Source organism: Faecalicatena sp., from assembly GCF_058819085.1.
The window spans coordinates 17,036-35,131 of sequence record NZ_JBZUUL010000032.1; the positions used below are offsets into that span (position 1 = coordinate 17,036).

17 protein-coding genes are annotated in these 18,096 nt (G+C 45.8%); 2 read left to right on the plus strand and 15 right to left on the minus strand.

Annotation, left to right across the window (positions count from 1 at the left end):
* Nucleotides 1-86: 86 nt before the first annotated feature.
* On the plus strand, nucleotides 87-1,160 hold the full coding sequence (locus AC4OGX_RS15400; protein ID WP_493331492.1) for a sensor histidine kinase: 1,074 nt from the start codon (nucleotides 87-89) through the stop codon (nucleotides 1,158-1,160).
* Nucleotides 1,150-1,863 carry a response regulator gene (locus tag AC4OGX_RS15405; RefSeq protein ID WP_493331493.1) on the plus strand — a complete coding sequence of 238 codons (714 nt, stop codon included), beginning with the start codon at nucleotides 1,150-1,152 and terminating at the stop codon, nucleotides 1,861-1,863. The genes AC4OGX_RS15400 and AC4OGX_RS15405 overlap by 11 nt, the downstream gene beginning before the upstream one ends.
* A gap of 109 nt (nucleotides 1,864-1,972) precedes the next feature.
* Here the strand turns inward: AC4OGX_RS15405 and AC4OGX_RS15410 are convergent, their stop codons facing one another.
* The 15 genes from AC4OGX_RS15410 to AC4OGX_RS15480 all read right to left on the minus strand — a co-directional run bounded on the left by AC4OGX_RS15410 (nucleotide 1,973) and on the right by AC4OGX_RS15480 (nucleotide 18,089).
* On the minus strand, nucleotides 1,973-2,953 hold the full coding sequence (locus AC4OGX_RS15410; RefSeq protein WP_493331495.1) for an ABC transporter permease: 981 nt from the start codon (nucleotides 2,951-2,953) through the stop codon (nucleotides 1,973-1,975).
* Between the two features lie 4 nt (nucleotides 2,954-2,957).
* Complete coding sequence (locus AC4OGX_RS15415; RefSeq protein ID WP_493331496.1) at nucleotides 2,958-4,475, minus strand: sugar ABC transporter ATP-binding protein; 1,518 nt, start codon at nucleotides 4,473-4,475, stop codon at nucleotides 2,958-2,960.
* Nucleotides 4,476-4,537: 62 nt separating this feature from the next.
* Complete coding sequence (locus AC4OGX_RS15420) at nucleotides 4,538-5,671, minus strand: substrate-binding domain-containing protein (RefSeq protein ID WP_493331497.1); 1,134 nt, start codon at nucleotides 5,669-5,671, stop codon at nucleotides 4,538-4,540.
* A gap of 109 nt (nucleotides 5,672-5,780) precedes the next feature.
* The gene (locus tag AC4OGX_RS15425; protein WP_493331498.1) at nucleotides 5,781-6,734 is read right to left on the minus strand and encodes a phosphotriesterase family protein; all 954 of its coding nucleotides are present in this window, start codon (nucleotides 6,732-6,734) and stop codon (nucleotides 5,781-5,783) included.
* Nucleotides 6,735-7,103: 369 nt separating this feature from the next.
* The gene (locus AC4OGX_RS15430) at nucleotides 7,104-7,952 is read right to left on the minus strand and encodes a MurR/RpiR family transcriptional regulator (RefSeq protein ID WP_493331499.1); all 849 of its coding nucleotides are present in this window, start codon (nucleotides 7,950-7,952) and stop codon (nucleotides 7,104-7,106) included.
* A gap of 125 nt (nucleotides 7,953-8,077) precedes the next feature.
* Nucleotides 8,078-9,046 carry a D-2-hydroxyacid dehydrogenase gene (locus AC4OGX_RS15435; protein ID WP_493331501.1) on the minus strand — a complete coding sequence of 323 codons (969 nt, stop codon included), beginning with the start codon at nucleotides 9,044-9,046 and terminating at the stop codon, nucleotides 8,078-8,080.
* 47 nt (nucleotides 9,047-9,093) lie between these two features.
* Nucleotides 9,094-10,632, minus strand: a complete 1,539-nt coding sequence (locus AC4OGX_RS15440; protein ID WP_493331502.1) for a xylulokinase — start codon at nucleotides 10,630-10,632, stop codon at nucleotides 9,094-9,096.
* 21 nt (nucleotides 10,633-10,653) lie between these two features.
* Nucleotides 10,654-11,496: a class I fructose-bisphosphate aldolase gene (locus AC4OGX_RS15445; RefSeq protein WP_493331503.1), complete on the minus strand. Its 843-nt coding sequence runs from the start codon at nucleotides 11,494-11,496 to the stop codon at nucleotides 10,654-10,656.
* 90 nt (nucleotides 11,497-11,586) lie between these two features.
* A complete protein-coding gene (locus tag AC4OGX_RS15450) occupies nucleotides 11,587-12,624 on the minus strand; it encodes a zinc-dependent dehydrogenase (protein WP_493331504.1) in 1,038 nt (345 codons plus the stop codon).
* A gap of 316 nt (nucleotides 12,625-12,940) precedes the next feature.
* The gene (locus tag AC4OGX_RS15455; RefSeq protein WP_493331505.1) at nucleotides 12,941-13,654 is read right to left on the minus strand and encodes a tryptophan synthase subunit alpha; all 714 of its coding nucleotides are present in this window, start codon (nucleotides 13,652-13,654) and stop codon (nucleotides 12,941-12,943) included.
* 2 nt (nucleotides 13,655-13,656) lie between these two features.
* Nucleotides 13,657-14,805: an iron-containing alcohol dehydrogenase gene (locus tag AC4OGX_RS15460; RefSeq protein WP_493331506.1), complete on the minus strand. Its 1,149-nt coding sequence runs from the start codon at nucleotides 14,803-14,805 to the stop codon at nucleotides 13,657-13,659.
* Between the two features lie 21 nt (nucleotides 14,806-14,826).
* Nucleotides 14,827-15,618 (minus strand): BtpA/SgcQ family protein, encoded by a 792-nt coding sequence (locus AC4OGX_RS15465; protein ID WP_493331507.1) that lies wholly within the window; start codon nucleotides 15,616-15,618, stop codon nucleotides 14,827-14,829.
* Nucleotides 15,619-15,802: 184 nt separating this feature from the next.
* Nucleotides 15,803-16,549 carry a nucleoside phosphorylase gene (locus AC4OGX_RS15470; protein ID WP_493331508.1) on the minus strand — a complete coding sequence of 249 codons (747 nt, stop codon included), beginning with the start codon at nucleotides 16,547-16,549 and terminating at the stop codon, nucleotides 15,803-15,805.
* Nucleotides 16,546-17,502 carry a carbohydrate kinase family protein gene (locus tag AC4OGX_RS15475; RefSeq protein WP_493331509.1) on the minus strand — a complete coding sequence of 319 codons (957 nt, stop codon included), beginning with the start codon at nucleotides 17,500-17,502 and terminating at the stop codon, nucleotides 16,546-16,548. The genes AC4OGX_RS15470 and AC4OGX_RS15475 overlap by 4 nt, the downstream gene beginning before the upstream one ends.
* Nucleotides 17,503-17,525: 23 nt before the next feature.
* A complete protein-coding gene (locus AC4OGX_RS15480) occupies nucleotides 17,526-18,089 on the minus strand; it encodes a cysteine hydrolase family protein (RefSeq protein ID WP_493331510.1) in 564 nt (187 codons plus the stop codon).
* Between the last annotated feature and the right edge of the window lie 7 nt (nucleotides 18,090-18,096).

Sequence of the window (18,096 nt, forward strand, 5' to 3'; positions counted from 1 at the left end):
CTGAAATAGATGTAGATTTTTTCTGGTTTTATGTTATGCTGTTTTTATACGATTCTTGTTATAGAAAAGACTGGGGTGATAATAAATTGAACAGACACATATTTAAAAATCTCGGGATAACACTTTTGGGCCTGCTGAGTGCGACCATACTATCCTTTTTCTTCTTTCATCTGGGACACAAAAATTCAGCCAATATTGCACTGATCTATATTCTTGCACTGATCCTGATCGCCCTGAATACGACCGGGTACCTGTACGGTATTCTGGCATCCCTGTTCTGTGTGGCGGCAGTCAATATATTTTTTACATATCCGTTCTACAAAATGGACTTTTCCATTGCCGGATATCCTGTCACCTTTATCGGGATGCTGGCGATCAGCTTGATCACAAGTGCTACAACAACAAGAACCAAAAAGCAAAAGGCAGTACTGGAGGAACGGGAGAGAAAGCTGGCGGAAGCGGAAAAGGAGCGGATTCGTGCCAATCTTCTGCGGGCTGTCTCACATGATCTGCGCACACCCCTGACAAGCATCATCGGTTCCTCAGCTTCCTATCTGGAGGACCACGAAAATCTGACACTAAAGGAACAGCTGGAATTGATCGCAAATATTAACGAGGATGCACACTGGCTTTTAAATATGGTTGAAAACCTTCTGACTGTAACACGCATCCAGAACGAGTCCGGCAGGGTCATCAAATCTCTGGAGGTGGTTGAGGAGGTGGTCGGTGAGGCCATTACCAGGGTACAGAAGCGGCATCCCGGTCTGTCTGTCCATGTGCAGATGCCCCAGGATTTTTTGATGATCCCCATGGATGCCACACTGATCGAACAGGTTCTGATCAATCTGATGGAGAATGCGTTCCTCCATTCCCAAAGCCAGGCTCCCCTAGACCTGCTGATCGAAAGCCAGGGCGGCCAGGTTGCCTTCCGCCTCAGAGATCATGGGATCGGATTAGACGAAGCTCAGATCCCCTATATTTTCGAAGGGAAATACAGCATTGACCACACAGACGGATACCGCGGCATCGGAATAGGACTGTCCATCTGTAAGACCATCATCACAGCACATGACGGTACGATCTGCGCCGCCAATCATAAAGACGGAGCCGAATTTGCATTTACACTTCCAATGGAAAAGGAGAGCGAACATGACACCTAAGTTTACCATTTTGATAATTGAGGACGAAAAGAATATACAGACTTTTGTGGGGAAGATTTTGAAAAAACATGATTATAAAGTTCTCTATGCAGACAATGGCAGAGAAGGTCTGAACCTGATCCATTCCCAATGCCCGGATATCATCCTGCTTGATCTGGGTCTGCCGGACATGGACGGGAACACGGTCATTCGTGAGGTCCGGACATGGAGCAGCACACCGATCATCGTCATATCCGCACGCTCCGCGGAGAAGGAAAAGGTGGCCGCCCTAGACCTGGGTGCCGATGATTACCTTACGAAACCTTTTGGCACTTCCGAACTGCTGGCAAGGATCAGGGCATCTCTGCGCCACAGCAACCGGCTGAATACAGACAGCACCCTTTATATCCGGCCTTACCAGTGCGGCGAACTGGTGCTGGATTTTTCCAAACGCCTTCTTACAATTGAGGGGGAGAAGATCCACCTGACGCCCATCGAGTATAAGATCGTAGCTTATCTTGCCCAGAATTCCGGCAAGGTGATGACTTATGCTTCCATTCTTTCAAATGTATGGGGGCCGTATGCGGATGATGACAATAAGATCCTGAGAGTCAATATGGCTAACATCAGACGGAAGCTGGAGTCTGACCCGGCACAGCCGAAGTATATCTTTACGGAGGTTGGTGTGGGGTATCGGATGAAAGAGGATGAATTGGAGGGGTAAAAAATGCTCTGCCGGATCGGAGGTATTGTAAAACAGCCGGTCCGGCAGAGCACTTTTTTATTCCTGCTTCCTTCTCTATTCCCATATATAAGCTCTAAATCTGAAGCACTTAAGCCATTTTCTTCTTTTTAGAAAAAATACCTGAAACCTTCTGTTGTACCACCTCAAGATATACGGCTACTATGATGATCAAACCTGTTGCTATATATTGATAGAACGTATCCATACCCACAACAACGAGGCCGATCTTAAGCGCCGATAAGATCAATGCTCCGAGAACCGTTCCCAGGATACTTCCTTTTCCTCCTGCCAGACTGGTACCACCGATCGCTGCTGCTGCAATTGCGTTGAGTTCATAGCCTTCTCCTCCTGTAGGCTCTCCTGTTCCCAGACGGGCGAGAGTCACCATACCTGCCATGGCTGCCCCCATACTGCAGAGCATATATGCCATGATCTTAAACCGATCCGTATTCACACCCGAAAGCTTTGTGGCTTCTTCATTTGAGCCGATCGCATAAATATATACGCCTGTCTTCCGCTTTTTCAGCACAAAGGAATACACAATCGACATCAAAACTAATACTATCATAGACATTCTGAGATTCGGCACAATGGAATACTGGAAAATCTCACGGTACTCCTTTGGGATATTCAAAACAGGCCACCCCCCTGTAATCAAATATGCGATTCCTCTTAATACACTATTGGTGCCCATTGTCGCAATGAATGGCTGCAGCTTCATCTTTGTTACCAGCACTCCATTGATCACTCCGATGAAAGCCCCCAGCCCCAGGCCGGTCAGCACCACCACAAATGGCGGAACACCGGCTACCGCGAGCCTGCCGCATGTCACAATGCTCACAGCCATAGCAGAACCAACTGAAAGATCGATCCCTCCGGTGATAATCGCACAGGTCACCCCAATGGCGAGGAATCCATTTACCGTTCCCTGTTCCACTATGTCCATCAGGTTGCTGATCTCAAGATATCTTGGAGCTATGATTGAAAATATGACTATGATAAACAAAAGCGCCAATAATGTAGACAATTCCCTCGAATATGATTTTATGCTTTTCTTTAGTTTTCCCATATCCCTACTCACCTATCGCATGTCCCAGTAAATTTGTTTCGCTGAATTCCTCTCGGTTTACCAGGGCTGACATACGTCCTTCCTTTAATACAATAATTCTGTCACTCATTCCTATGACCTCGGGAAGCTCCGAGGAGATCATAATTATAGATTTTCCCTCTGCAGCAAATTCTTCCATCAAGGCATAGATTTCCGCTTTTGCACCGACATCCACACCCTTTGTCGGTTCATCAAAAATAAGGATATCCACATTGGTCGCTAACCATTTGGCCAAAATCACTTTCTGCTGGTTGCCTCCTGACAGATTCTGTGTCAGATGCTCCGGGTCCATAATATTAAGCTGAACCTTTTTCCCAAAGGTCTCAAAGCTTTTATAGATCAACTGTTTATTTAAACCGATTCCTTTATAGAAAGACGGCAGTGCCGCCAGCCCCATATTCATTGCATTATTCATTACCGGCACAAATCCTTCGCTCTTTCTATTCTCTGATATCAGACCAATTCCATTTTTAAGTGCTTCCTGCGGTGACTTTATATCCACCTCTTTACCATGTACAAAAATTTCACCGCTCGTCTTTTTATCTATCCCGAAGATCGCCCTCATGACTTCTGTCCGTTTTGCCCCGACCAAGCCTGAGACTCCCAGGATTTCACCTTTATGCAGTACAAAACTAATATCCCGGAAACCATTTCCGCAGAGTCTGCGTACATCCAACACGATCTCTTCCTGCACACAGGACGGTTTTAACCTCACTGCATAACTGGACACATCCCGTCCTACCATATTTTTTATCAATTCCTCTTTTGTCATATCAGCAACATCCGCAGTCGTGATATAGCTTCCATCCCGCAAAATAGTGGCACGGTCTGCTATACGAAATATTTCATCTAACTTATGGCTGATATACAGAATTGTTATTCCTTTTTTCTTTAATTCGTCTATGATTTCAAATAATCTTTCTGTTTCCGCATTTGACAACGAAGCCGTCGGCTCATCAAAGGATATGATTTTCGCATTGTGATAGAGTGATTTGGCAATCGCGATCATCTGAAGTTCTCCGACACTTAAGCCCTGGATGCTGTCCCTGCTTTTGAATCTGCAGCCAAGCTGCTTTAGTATCTCATCTGTTCTTTTATAGATATCCTGATAGTCCAGCCTTCCTTTTCTTTGGATCTCAAATCCGAGGGCAATATTCTGTCCGACTGTCAGGCATTCTACCATATGTATTTCCTGATGCACTTTTGCGATCCCATATTTCAATGCCTCTACCGGGGTCCCAAAATTAACCTTTTCCCCTTCTATATAGACATCCCCTTCTGTGGCCGTAAAAACACCATGCAGAATGTTCAGTAATGTAGATTTTCCTGCCCCATTCTCTCCCAGAAGTGCATGTACCTCTCCTTTCTTGATCGAAAATGACACACCTTTCAGGGCATACACACCGGGAAATTTTTTCTGTATATTATCAAACCGAATCATCGTCTCACTCACAAAGCACTGCTCCTTTCTTTTCGGCCCCATCTCTGCTGATATTGCCTGAAAGCAGACCAGCCGGCATGGCAGCACCGGCTGGCAGCTTTTCTTTATTTAAATGTAGGTGCTTCCCAGCCTAAGTTTTCCTCTGCTGTCTTATCAACATTTGTGGAATCTAGCATCCTGCACGGCGTAAATACTACTTTCGGGACATCCTGCCCAATCATCCAGCGGTAGCAGACCTCTGCCGCCATATAGCCTTCATAATATGGAAAAGAATCGATCGTTGCAGCCATTTCCCCGGCACGGATAGAGTCATATGCTTCTGACTGCCCGTCACATCCTATTACATAGATGTCCTTATTCAATTCCAGATCCGCTTCCTTCACTGCTTCAACAACTCCTAATGCCATAACGTCATTGTTACAGAAAACAGCTTTCAGATCAGGGTATGTTTTCAAAAAGGTTGCAGCTACATCCTTGGCCTTTGAACGATCCCAGTCAGCGTTTTGTTTTGCAACCACTTCAATATCCGGGTTATTTTCTTTAAACCAGCTTTCGAATCCCTCTGTTCTGTTTCTTGTCACACCTGTCTTTGCCATACCCATAACAATAGCAACCTCTCCCTTGCCGCCGATCTTGTCATTGACCCATTGTGCTGCGATCTCACCCTGCTCTAAAGAATTTGGTCCAACAAACATATCTGCTCCATTAAACTCATTGTTTACTGCAAACACAGGAATATCTGCATCATGGGCCGCCTCGATTCCCGGCAGGCAGTTCGCATCAGAAATCGGAGATAAGAGAACTGCATTCACTCCCTGTCTTACCTGGTCCTTTAAAATGGACAGCTGTCCTTCTTCATCGCCTTCCCCCATAGGAGATGTTGTATCTACCGACAGCTTTCTCCCTGCCGCCTTTGCATCATCTGCGAAGCCTTCATAGCCATTGGCAATTTCCTGCCACACAACATTTTCAAAGGCCTTTACGTTACCGGCAAAACTGAATTCTTTGTCTGATTTGGAGATCGGTCCCAATTCCTCTCTCAACTCCTCGAAACTTATGGCATCCTTATCCTCCAAAGGGTTGAACGTCTCATCTGTTGAGGCCCACTTCGTTTTTCCTGCCTCTTTGGAGGAAGCCTTATCTCCCCCTTTAGAATCCCCTTTTGAACTTCCACATCCAGCCAACACCATCGTCCCTGTCAGTGCCAGACATAACAGCAATGCAACTTTCCTCTTCATACTTCTTCCTCCATATTCTTTTAAATTAGTTAAACTAAGTTAACCCGTACCTTACACACAAATGCCTCTGCGTGTTCCTAAGCGCCCTTTTTTGCCTCGAATGCTGCATTTAGCCACAGACGAGGGCTCTCTTAGGATTTTCTTTTGTTATCTGTAAGATTTCCTGATCCGTGAAACCTTGTTTTCTTAATTCAGGAACAAATGTTTTTAATATGTAATCCATCCCGCATTCCCCTTCATAATTCTTCAGCCTGTCCGCCGTTGGGTCTGTGGAGATCAGAATCTGGTTCAAAAAACCTTTGTCTATCATATGCCTCAACATCCTGATCTCTGAATCGTTGTCATGGAACTCGAAAAGAGTGATCGTATCATATTCCATAAATACACCTGACGCCGCGATTTCTTCATGTATGGAAAGATCCTCGACCTGCCTGTCCACATGACAGACCAGTATCTTTTTCTCCTCCATCCCCTGCTCTTTCAAAAGCTGTACTGCCTCAAGTGCTCCCTTCCCATACTCTGTATGGAGCATGAGTGAAGCACCTGTCCTCGCTGCCGCACGCCCTGCCGCTCTCAAAAGCACCTTGATCCTGCCGCTGACCCCCTCGGATGTCAGCATGGCTTTTACAAGTCCTGCCCTGATATCTGTCTGGTAAGAAGGCCACCCATAACAGCCCCCCAGAAACATCCCCTCTGTCAGTTCACTCACAAAAAGCGCCTCCAAACGCTCCTCCGGCGTATTCCATATCCAGTGGTCTTCTGCATAAAATATCGGGATATGGTAACCTGTACACGCAATAATCTGAACACCCGATACCTCTGATGCGCTTTTTAGGGCAAGTGCATCCCGGCCTGTTGCTAACGGATTGGCATCTACCAGAGTATTCCCGCCCGCCTTCCTGTACATCTGCAGTTCTTTGATCGACGCTGCCAGATTATTCAGCCGAAGCTCAGGATTGGTAAGCAGTGCCGGTGTCTGCGTAATATACACATGTTCATGAGGCTGGCAGTGCCCTATCTCGCCCTCATCGACTTGCCCAGTCACTGTCTCTATGAATCCCATCTTTTTCACCCGCCTTTTACCTTCTTATGTTTTCCTTCGTTATTGAAACTATATCATATGTGAAAATATTTTTCAACATATTTTTCAACTTTTGTAAATAATTTTCAATCATAGTAATATTTTTCCATAATTTCCCATAAAAGCACTGCGCTTTTATGGGTTCTTTCTCTCATTTAATGAAAACATTTTACATTTTTATCGATTATCTCTGGTTCATTTTTTCACAATCTACGATCATCATTTTCTTTCATTTGCATTTTAAACAAAACATAACGCAAAATGGCATTTGAATGAAAATAATTTTCACTCAAATGCCATTTTTAATCTAGTCTATTCTTCTGTTTAAGCTAAGCCTCTTCTTCAAACCGCTTAATATTTATTCTGTGAAGTCGCCCGGCGTGTCTGCTGGATCGCCTGATAGGAATCCTCGTAATCCTGAAAGGCCACGATCGCAACCAGGCTGTCAATAATTGCAAGCTGCGCGATCCTTGTACTTACTGATTCCGATTTAAAAATAGTCTCTTCTGAAGCAGTATAAAGTACCACATCTGAATTCTTAGAAACAGGCGTCTTCCCCTGGCTTACAAGCGCAATACGTCCGGCGCCGCATTCAGCCGCATTCTTCATACAGTTTACCACATTAGAATTATAACCGGAATGTGAAATACACAGTGCCACCTCGCCTTCTTTCATAAGCGACGAAGCCATCAGCTGCATATCCATATCTTCATAAACATATACCTGAATGCCAATCTTTAAAAACTTATGCTGCGCATCTTTTCCTACGAGCAGACTTCCTCCGCTGCCGAAGATCACAAGTTTTTCTGCATTCCTGATCATATGCGCCGCCCGTTCAACAGCCTCCATATCTAACCCGGCCAGGGTCCTGTCCAAAACTGCCACCTCTGTTCCAAAAATCTTCTTACAGATCGTCCCCATGTCATCAGAGGGCTCCAGACTAGGATTCAAATGCTTCTCTTTCGGCAGAAGGTCCCTTGCTGCATTGATCTTAAAATCCTGATATCCCTTATATCCAAGACTTTTGCAGAAACGTACTACAGAGGCATCGCTGACTCCTGCCTGTTCCGCTAATTCTGTAATATTACTGCTCAAAACCTGGTCATAATGATCCAGAACATATTTGGCGATTTTCGCCTCCGTGTTGGTAAGATGGTTCATCTTACCCCTGATTTTTTGTTTACAGCTGATTCCTTCCAAAGCAATCCCTCCGTTTTCTCAACACATACAGAGTATCTCTCTTGTATCTTTTGTATAGTCATGCACTTTTATTTTTAATCATAACACAGGAATTGCCACTTTACAACGTTTCTGCCCTGCAAGGCCTATGCCCTGTTTACAACATTTACAGGTTTCCCCTTCATAAACAATTCCAGATTCTCCACCGCAATATTCATCAGCCTCTGCCGGCTTTCTTTAGGCGCCCATGCAATATGTGGTGTAATGATACAGTTTTTGGCTGTCAGTAAAGGATTATCTCCTCTGATCGGTTCCACAGAAACCACATCCAATCCAGCCGCGTATACTTTTCCACTGTTCAATGCTTCTGCCAAATCTTTTTCCACAATCAACGGCCCTCTGGAAGTATTCAGGATGATAACACCCTCCTTCATTTTGGCTATACTTTCTTTATTTATGAGTCCCTCAGTAGAAGGAAACAGAGGGCAGTGCAGAGAAATCACATCTGCCTGGCAAAACAATTCCTCTATGGATACATACTCAGCAATCTCACGTCCTGCATCATTCGGATACTCATCGTTTGCGATCACGCGCATCCCCAATGCTTTCGCTATTCTGCCGGTTTCCTGCCCAATTCTCCCAAATCCGATCACACCCATCGTCTTTCCTGAAAGTTCGATCAGCGGATAGTCCCAGAAGCACCAGTCCGGACTGCTCTCCCAGCGGCCTTCTCTAACTGCCTGATCATGATGGCCGATATGGTGGCAGATCTCCAATAACATAGCAATCGCGAACTGTCCTACTGCTTGTGTACCATATGAAGGGATGTTGGATACCACAATTCCTTTTTCTTTAGCAGCCTGGATATCCACCACATTATACCCGGTTGCCAGTACCCCGATATACTTCAGGTCAGGGCACCTGTCGATCACCTCTTTCACAAGAGGGGTCTTGTTCGTTAATACAGCCTGAGCGTCCCCGATCCGGTCTGCAACTTCCCGCCAGTCAGTAAGAGAAGTCCTGTCATACACAGTCAGTTCACCCATTTTTTCAAACTCTTCCCAGCTTAAATCTCCGGGATTTTCTGTATACCCATCCAAAATTACAATCTTCAATTTTACGCCTTCCTTTCCTATGCCATGGCACTTCCTTGGAACAGCCCTCATTGCAGGTCACTCCCTATTTTATACAGCTCTTTGATCTTGGGATACAGTTCTGTATATACTTTATATCTTTTACTGTAGATATCTTCATACATATGATTGCTTTTTACTATCCTGTATACCCTCTTTTCCACCTTTTCTGCCGCCTCATAAACATGGCTGAAAATTCCTGCTCCTACTCCTGCCAGCAGAGCCGCACCAATCGGTGCCATATCATTCATGTCAAGTATCTCAATATCCTTTCCGGTAATATCTGCTTTCATCTGCGCCCAGACCACACTTTTGGCTCCTCCGCCTATTGAGACAAATCTCGTGATTTCGCGGCCTGTGACACGCTCCGCGATTTCGCTCAGCTGCCGAAGCCCATATCCACAGCTTTCCATGACCGCCCGGTTCATCTCCCTGCGTGTAGTCTTAAGAGAAAGTCCAAAAAATACGCCTCTGGCATAAGGGTCCCATATCGGACTTCTTTCCCCCAGCATATACGGAAGAAAAACAAGACCTCCGCAGCCCGGTTCCGCCAGAGCTGCTTCCTCATTCATCAATTCAAATGCCCTCCCGGCATTCCCCCCGGCCTGTTTGATCAGATCCGGACAGAAGTTATCCCGGAACCATTGATAAGACGAGCCGGTATGAGATAAGGCCCCCTGATATATCCAGGTGCCTTCGACCACATGGCACCGATTGATAAACCCTCTGTCAAATCTGGGCTGATCTACACAGACTGTCAGGACATCCGTCGTACCGGCAGACTCACATACATCTCCGTCCCGGGTGATTCCTGCCGCATAAGCTGCACAGGCAGTGTCGCCTCCTCCTATGATCACCGGTGTCTGGCAGGGAATCCCAAGACGAATAAGATCCTGATGAATCAGCCCTCCCACCACGTCTGTAGATGGATGCAGCGGCGGCAGCTTTTGAATGTCGATCCCCACTCTCTGACACAAAAATTCGGACCAGCCAAATCCTCCTGTTGTTTCAAATAAGTTCGTATACGAAGCATTCGAATAATCCATTGCAAACACTCCTGACATCCTCTGCGCCAGCAGCGTATTGACATGTCCAAAGTATTTGGTCTTATCGTAAAGCTCTGGGTGGTTTCGTTTAATCCAGAGCATAGAGGTCCCGGACGTAGCCCCCGCCATTGCAGTATTCGCCGTAATCTCAAAAAGTCGTTCTTCTCCCACCGCTTCTTTGATCAGCCCGGCTTCTTTTGTACTGCGCCTATCAGAATAAATAATCGGATCGACCAGTACTTCCCCATTTTCCCCCAGAGCCGCAAGCCCCGGGCAGAGACTGGAAATACTGATCCCTGCAGTCTTCGACAAATCTATCTGTTTCCCGTCTTTCAATAGCTGCACACATTTCAGTAATGCTCTCCACATATCTTCTGTGTCGATCTGGGCATAGTCCTGATTCGGCGTTATCATTCTATATGAGCTGCTGCTCATTCCAAGCAGTCTGGCATTTTCATCGATTACTGCCACTTTGATACTCGTGGTTCCTACATCTACACCTAATAAATACTGATTCCCCATTCCAAACACCTGTCTTATTTATTAAAATTTCTCGTAATTCTTGTCGTTCTCCAGCTGTGCGAGAAGTTCTTTCGCCTCTTTTACACTGTACCCCTCATGGATCATATAGCGAAGTACGATTACAAGAGCAGTTACATCTTTATAGTCCCATACAAATCTTCCCATTGTGACACCACCGACTCCACAATCCATGGCTTCCCTTGTCATCAAAAGATAATCGTCCAGTGTCTTACAGGAGTCGCCGCCCTGGATAACAATTCTAAACGTAGACGGAACACACGCAACAACTTTAGCCATGCTGTCCGGATCACCGGTGTATGTTGTCTTTACAATATCCATCCCTAATTCACATGCACTTCTCACACAATAAGCAATATTTTCCCAGGATGTCCTCTTATCCACCGGAACACTCTCCCCTTTAGGGTATACATGTCCGATCAGAGGCATACCTTTTCTCATACATTCTTCTGAAAATTTACCGATCTCTTCGAACTGCTCGCCCTGAAAATCACCTAACGTCATAGCTCCCATAGACACCGCATCAGCGCCCATACGGACAGCCTCATCTACAGTTCCAAAAATAGTATCCTTTGTCGGGGCAACAGGTGAATAATTAGAAACCTTCATGAGCATAGAAACATCTCCAGCGTGTTTCCACATACAATGCTCCGCAATCCCTTTTGTCATCGTCATTGCATCCGGTTTCCCTGCAATAATCTTATCGATCGTATCCTGGATCCGATGCAGTCCTGTCATCGGTGCAATTCCTCTGGAAATTGCATGATCTACTGTAATTGCCATCATTTTATTGCTCTTTGGATTAACCAGTCTGCTCATTCTTACTTCTTTTCCTAACATTGCCATAATTATCTTCTCCTTTGTTATAAAATATTTCGTTTAAAACCCTGCGCAGCTGCAGGTTAAACTTCTGTATATGTATCAGTAAACCGCCTTTTAAGGCTCTATTAAGATTTTGAGTCCCTTTCCACTTTTGCACATTTCATACGCTTCCTGAAATTCGTCTAATTTATAGGTATGTGTTGCGATCTTATCTAAGTTTATCTTGCCGCTGACCACCATATCCGCTGCTTCCAAATAGTCCTCTCTTTTGTAAGCAGTACTGCCGTTTACATTAATTTCATTATAGTGGATTGTATTTACTTCTATGCTGCATTCTCCTGTACCTGCAAATCCCGCGAAAAGATTTACTGTCCCGCCTTTCCTGCATAGCTTTAACGTAGAGTTTACTAATGAGGGAACCCCTATTGCCATGATGATAACATCTGCGCCCATGCCCTGAGTCGCCTCTTTTACGATTTTTTCCAGGTCTTCCTCTGTCGGATCCACAACTCTATCCGCACCTAATTCCAACGCAATCTGTCTTCTCATTTCATTGGGTTCACTAACTATGACCTGCTTGGCCCCAGCGATCTTTGATAACTGCATATGCATCAGACCAATCGGACCTGCACCCACGATCAGAACAGAATCATTAAAACCTGTACCCGCATTTTTCAACCCTCGGATACAGCAGGAAAGCGGTTCAATCAAAGCGCCCGCGGTAAAGGATACCTGTTTGGGAAGTTTCATTACATTGCCACTTTTAATCGCGATTTCCGGAATCAGGATATATTCTTCAAAACCACCGTTGAATTCATACCCGATAGCCTTTCGGTTCATACAGGCATTTTCTCTGCCCTCCAAACAGGCAGGGCAGGAACCGCACGGAATCACATTCGCTATAGATACTTTATCTCCGACTTCAAATCCCGTGATGTTTTTCCCCACTTCTGCAATCACCCCGCACATCTCATGTCCGATCACAGATGGATAACGCACACCTTTCGTTTTTGCTCCTGTCAGTATTCTCATATCAGTTCCGCAGATAGCCGCTTTCTTCATCTGTAAAAGCATATCATTATCACCGATCTCCGGCTTAGGCAGCTCTGCGGGGGCAAAATCATTTGGTGCATTTAATACAACTGCTTTCATAGTTATTCACTCCTTTTCCTTAACTTGATTGAATCATATCATATATGAAAAATATTTTCAATCTTTTATTTTTATTTTGTAAAATATTTTCATCTTTCTTGTCAAAAAGGAGCTGAATCCCCTTGATTTTCTGGTATTAACTACATTCAGATTGTTCTATCTGTAAAGAATTTCCACTTTTTACCATGTCTCTTTTTTTCTTTTCTACCATTAGTTATTGTAATTTTTTTTCAACTCATTCAAAAAGATCCAGTGAAAAGACATCCTTCTTTTCACTGGATCTTTAACTCCTTGTGTTCGTAACTTAATAACACATCTAGCACTGCGCCTTATATCTTCTGATCATTTCCTTCATCGCCGGCACATCTTCATGCAGCTTTAAAATCGTGCTTCCCACAAAGGCTGCATCACCGCCTGCTTCTTTTACCATCTTCACATCTTCCGGTGCGTGTACTCCCACACCACAGTAGATCGGCCTGTCGATGCCACAGTCTCTCAAATGCCGGATGCAGTCCTTTAAGGTCGGATAATCCGGGTTGATATTTCCATTCGGTTTCGCCTGCATATACACAAATCCGTTGGATGCCTTTGCAGATTCTATTTCTTCCGGCAGCATATGGAACTGCACATAACAAGATACCTTGAGGCCGCTTTCTATGATCTCATTCTTGATCTTCTCATCTTTTAAACCAACCATCAGAACATCTTCGAAATCATGCTCCTTACAGAACTTGATAAAACGCTCCGTTCCGATCTCCTCGATCGTATTTTCATAGGCCAGCACAAGGAAATGTACTTCCGGGAGACGCTCTTTGAGGCGCACCATGCTTTCCATATATTTTTCATAATCATCACAGACCTCCAGCGCTTTCGCCATTCTGTCTGCAATGTATTCGCCCTCCAGATATGGATTCCGGGATGGGAAATCAATCTCCATCATGCGGCATCCCGCCTCTGCATATTCAATCGCTGTCTGATAACTGCTCTCCAATGTAGGATAGCCGTTCGATAGGTATAAAATCACTTCCATGTTTATTCTCCTTTATATGCCTTGATAAATAATTCTTTGAATTCTTCTATGGTTGGAATGACCGGGTTTGTTTTGGTACATCCGTCTGCTTTTGCCATTTCAGCCATTTCTTCCAGGATGGACATATATTTTTCCTCGTCTGCAATGATCTCTTTGAACGCATGAGGGATGTTCAATTTCTGATTCAATGCTTCTACCATTGCCGCCAGATCTTCTCCTCCTGCTTTCTGTTCAAACGTCCTGTAGATTCCTGCTGCGCGTTCATCACGGCTGTTAAAACGGATGATGTAAGGAAGGAGCATAGCGTCTCCCAGTCCGTGTGCAACATGGAAATAGCTGCCCAGGGTATGTGCCATGGAGTGCACGATTCCTAAAGAAACGTTGGTAAATGCAAGACCTGCTGCCATGGACGCATTGAGCATCGTCTCTCTGACCTGCATATCGTTTCCGTCTTGATACGCTTTTGGCAGATTTTCCATAATATCGAGTGCAGCCTGGGTTGCGAGAACATCGCCGATATAATTTGCACGGGTGGATGCCAGGGCCTCTAATGCATGTGTCAGGGCATCCATCCCTGTTTCTGCGGTGATCCTTGGCGGCATAGAACGGGTCACCTCCGGGTCACAGATAGCGATATCCGGCATCATTTCCATGTTCCCGATTCCGTGCTTGATCCCGGTCTCTGTGTCAGAGATCACAACAGAACGAGAAACCTCACTTGCAGTTCCGGCTGTGGACGGAATACAGCAGAACACGGCTTTTTCTCTGAGTTTCGGGAACCCATTAGGCGGAAGAAGTGCTTCCAGCGTATCGAGTTCGGGATGCTCATAGTATACCCACATCGTCTTTGCAGCGTCCATAACAGAACCTCCGCCAAGTGCGATGATCAGATCCGGTCCGAACTCCTGCATTTCTTTTGCCCCGCGCATCACGGTAGCAAAGGATGGGTCTGGTTCTACGCCCTCGATCACCTGTGTCTGTGCCTGGATCTCTGAAAGATACCCTTTTACCTTATCCAGCATTCCACTTTTTACCATACTGCTGCCGCCGATCACGATGGACGCTTTTTTCGTATTCAGCGCCTTTAAATGTTCCAGACAGCCTTCCCCGAAAAGCAGCTGGCTCCCTGCTAATTTCATTGGTCTCATCATAACTTATCATCCTCTTTTCTTTTATTTCAGTCCATCCATCACTTCTTTTACCAGGTCATAGGAAATCGGGTTTGTCAAGATCCCGCCCTCTTTCAGACTTGAGCCGATGATCGCGCCATCCGCAATTTCCATCTGTGACTTAATGTTAGAAGCTTTCACCCCGCTTCCCGCAAAAACCGGGATATTCACCACTTTTTTCACACGCCGGATCATTTCGAGCGGTGTCTCCTCTCCGATCACACTTCCTGTTACAATGATCCCGTCTGCACCATTATCTGCTGCCTCTTTAGCGGACTGCTCGATGGTGATATAGGGAAGCAGCATGTGGGCGTGTTTGACCTGGACATCCGCCAGAATTTTAACGCGCTCAAGGCCAAGCTGTTTTCGAAACTCTACACATTCCCTTGCCACCGGACGAATGACCCCGTCTGAAAAAACTACCGTGTCCACAAACACCGGAACCCTGATAAAATCAGCCCCTGACATCCCCGCAATGGAAAGGGATGCCTTACAGTCATTGAATGCCGCGTCAATTCCCATCGGAATACTGACACTTTGTCTTACCGCATATGCTGCCGCACTCAAGGCCGCAACCTGGGCAGTCGTCAGCAGCGCCGTAAAGGGGGTATCCCCCATATTTTCTACGATCACGGCATCCACTCCGGCCTTTTCCAATGTAACAGCATCTGCAGCTGCATGTTCGATGATCTTGTTAAAATCACCATCAAACCCCGGGGTTCCGGGCAGCGGCAGGCAGTGCACCATACCGATCACCGTCGTATCCCCAACCTTCAATATTTCCTGGCTACTCATTATCTGTCACCTTTCCTTCCCTATTTTACCTTTTCCTGCTCTGTATAATGTTCTGGCTGCAAGCCCTATTCAGTATACAATTCTAAATATTAGCACTACTTCTAACATAGAAACACGGTTTACATGCTCCTTTCTCCACAATTGTCAGAATTGAGGATATATGAAGTGCAAAGGGGTCTGACCCCTATGAACACCCAAACCGGTAGATCCCCTCCAGCGCCACCCGGCACAGCAGATCTTCCGCATCTGCTCTCTCCTGCCCCTGCAGCGTCTCTTTCAAATTCTCCAGAACAGTGGTCATGGTCACAATGCAGGTTTTCACCCCCATGAGCCGTCCCACCGTCAGCATGCAGGCGGATTCCATATCAATTCCTGTCACCTTTAATTTCTTTAATTCCTCAAAGGTCTGTGTCATATCCCTTCCCCATTCTAAGGAGAAACGGGAATCATGCATCTTGCTGTAAAATCCATCCATTGTGCAGTTTAAACCGTTTCTGTACTCAGCTCCCATATCTGTGACGGTCTGATTCATACAGTTGACCAGGTCGATATCCGCCACCGCCGGGTAGGCCATGTCCACGTAAGATCCGCTTGTTCCTTCTCTTCTCATCGCCGCGATCGGGATAATGAACTTTCCAAGCAGATCATCCTCAAGGGCCATGACCGTTCCCATCCGCACAGCCACCTCCATTCCGCATTCATACATCTCTTCCATAGCAATGGCCGCGGATGGCGCTCCGATCCCGGTACTAGTCACTGTGATCTCCACACCTTTATATGTTCCTGTGTAAGTATTGAATTCCCTTTTAAATGCAACCTTCTGCGGATTGTCCAGGTACTGCTTTAGTACCTCCACTCTCCACGGATCTCCGGAAAATAATACATATTTTGATACATTTGACTTATCAGCCCCTAAATATAATGTACTCATGACTGACCTCCTTCTTTTACCTGCCGGTATTTTTCTAAAAATGTCTGCTCTGTCGGCAGATTCGTGCAGCAGCCTTCCTTCTGAAGGACAAACCAGGATAACACACTTCCCATGACACAGCACTCCTTCGCCGGCTCCCCATTCAGATAGCCATACAAGAACCCTGCCATGTAAGAATCCCCTGAGCCGGTCGCGTCTGCCACATGCTCCACCGGACAGATGCCGATCTTCCCGGTCCTGATCCCTTCCTTCGTACGTTCGTAACAGATACTTCCGTCTTTTCCCATCGTTGTCACGATAATATCCACTTCTCCGATGTCAAACAGCTCTGTGATATCCTGAAATCCGTACAGCTCTTCGATGATCCCCCGCTCCACCTCATTTGTGAAAATAATCCGGCTCCCGGTCAGAAGTTCTTTCAAAAACTCCTCCGGAAATGCATCGAAATCATCCTTCATCCCAAATACGACCGGAACGCCGTACTTTTTACACTGTCTGAAGAATACCTCATTATCTTTTCTGGATGCCACGGTGATGACCCCCAGCCTTGTCTTCTCAAACAAGGCATCCTCCATCTGACCGGCAAATTTCCCATCCATGGCGCCGGGATAAAAGATGGTGATGTGATCATTGTTATTATCCTGCAGAAGATAGCAGATCGAGGTGATCTCATCCTCCAGCACCGAGATACCGTCAAGCGGGACGTTTCCGTCTTCCAGGAATTCCTTAAAACCATTTGCCTCATAGTCCCCGCCCACCCTTAAAACGGGCAGTGACTTTTTTCCAAGCCTGCTCAGTGCATAGGCAATATTGACGGAGCAGCCCCCATACTGGATCTGGCTGTTATTCTTATTGGTGACTAAAGAGGTAAAACCGATCTTCGCAGGCGAAGCGATCTTTATGATATGGTCCATGCTGACATATCCACTGGTAATCACGTCATATTCTTTCATACTTGTTTCCTTTCCTGCCGGGCTTATAAAGTCCCTTCATCCAGCATGTTAAATAATGTCTTTGTATCAATCACATGCCCCAGATATTTATTGATGTCCTCCAGATGCACCCGGTTGACTGTCTCCGAGTTGGTCGCCACGCAGTCGCTGATGACATACCCCTCATAGTCCAGGTAAAATGCATCCGTCACGGTTGCCCTGATACAGCAGTTTGTCTTCGTTCCCACGATTATCACATTCTTCACATCATGTTCTCTGAGCACCAGATCCAGATCTGTCGCAAAGAATCCGCTGTAACGTCTCTTCTTGATGACGTAATCTGATTCCCTCACCTCAAGCAACGGGTCGATGTCCTCACCCCCGCTGCCCTCGATACAGTTCGGACGCATAGCAGCGGCTTTCCGGTCAAACTTTCCTTTCCGGTTGCAGTGCTGTAAAAACACGATCAGTACATCCTTTTCTCTGCATTTATCTAATACCCTTCGGATCTTCGGAAGGATCTCCCGGTTCTGGGGGTAGAATACCAGCCCTTTAGGATCTGTAAAATCCTTCACCATATCCACGATCAGCAGTGCTGTCTTTCCCATACATGCC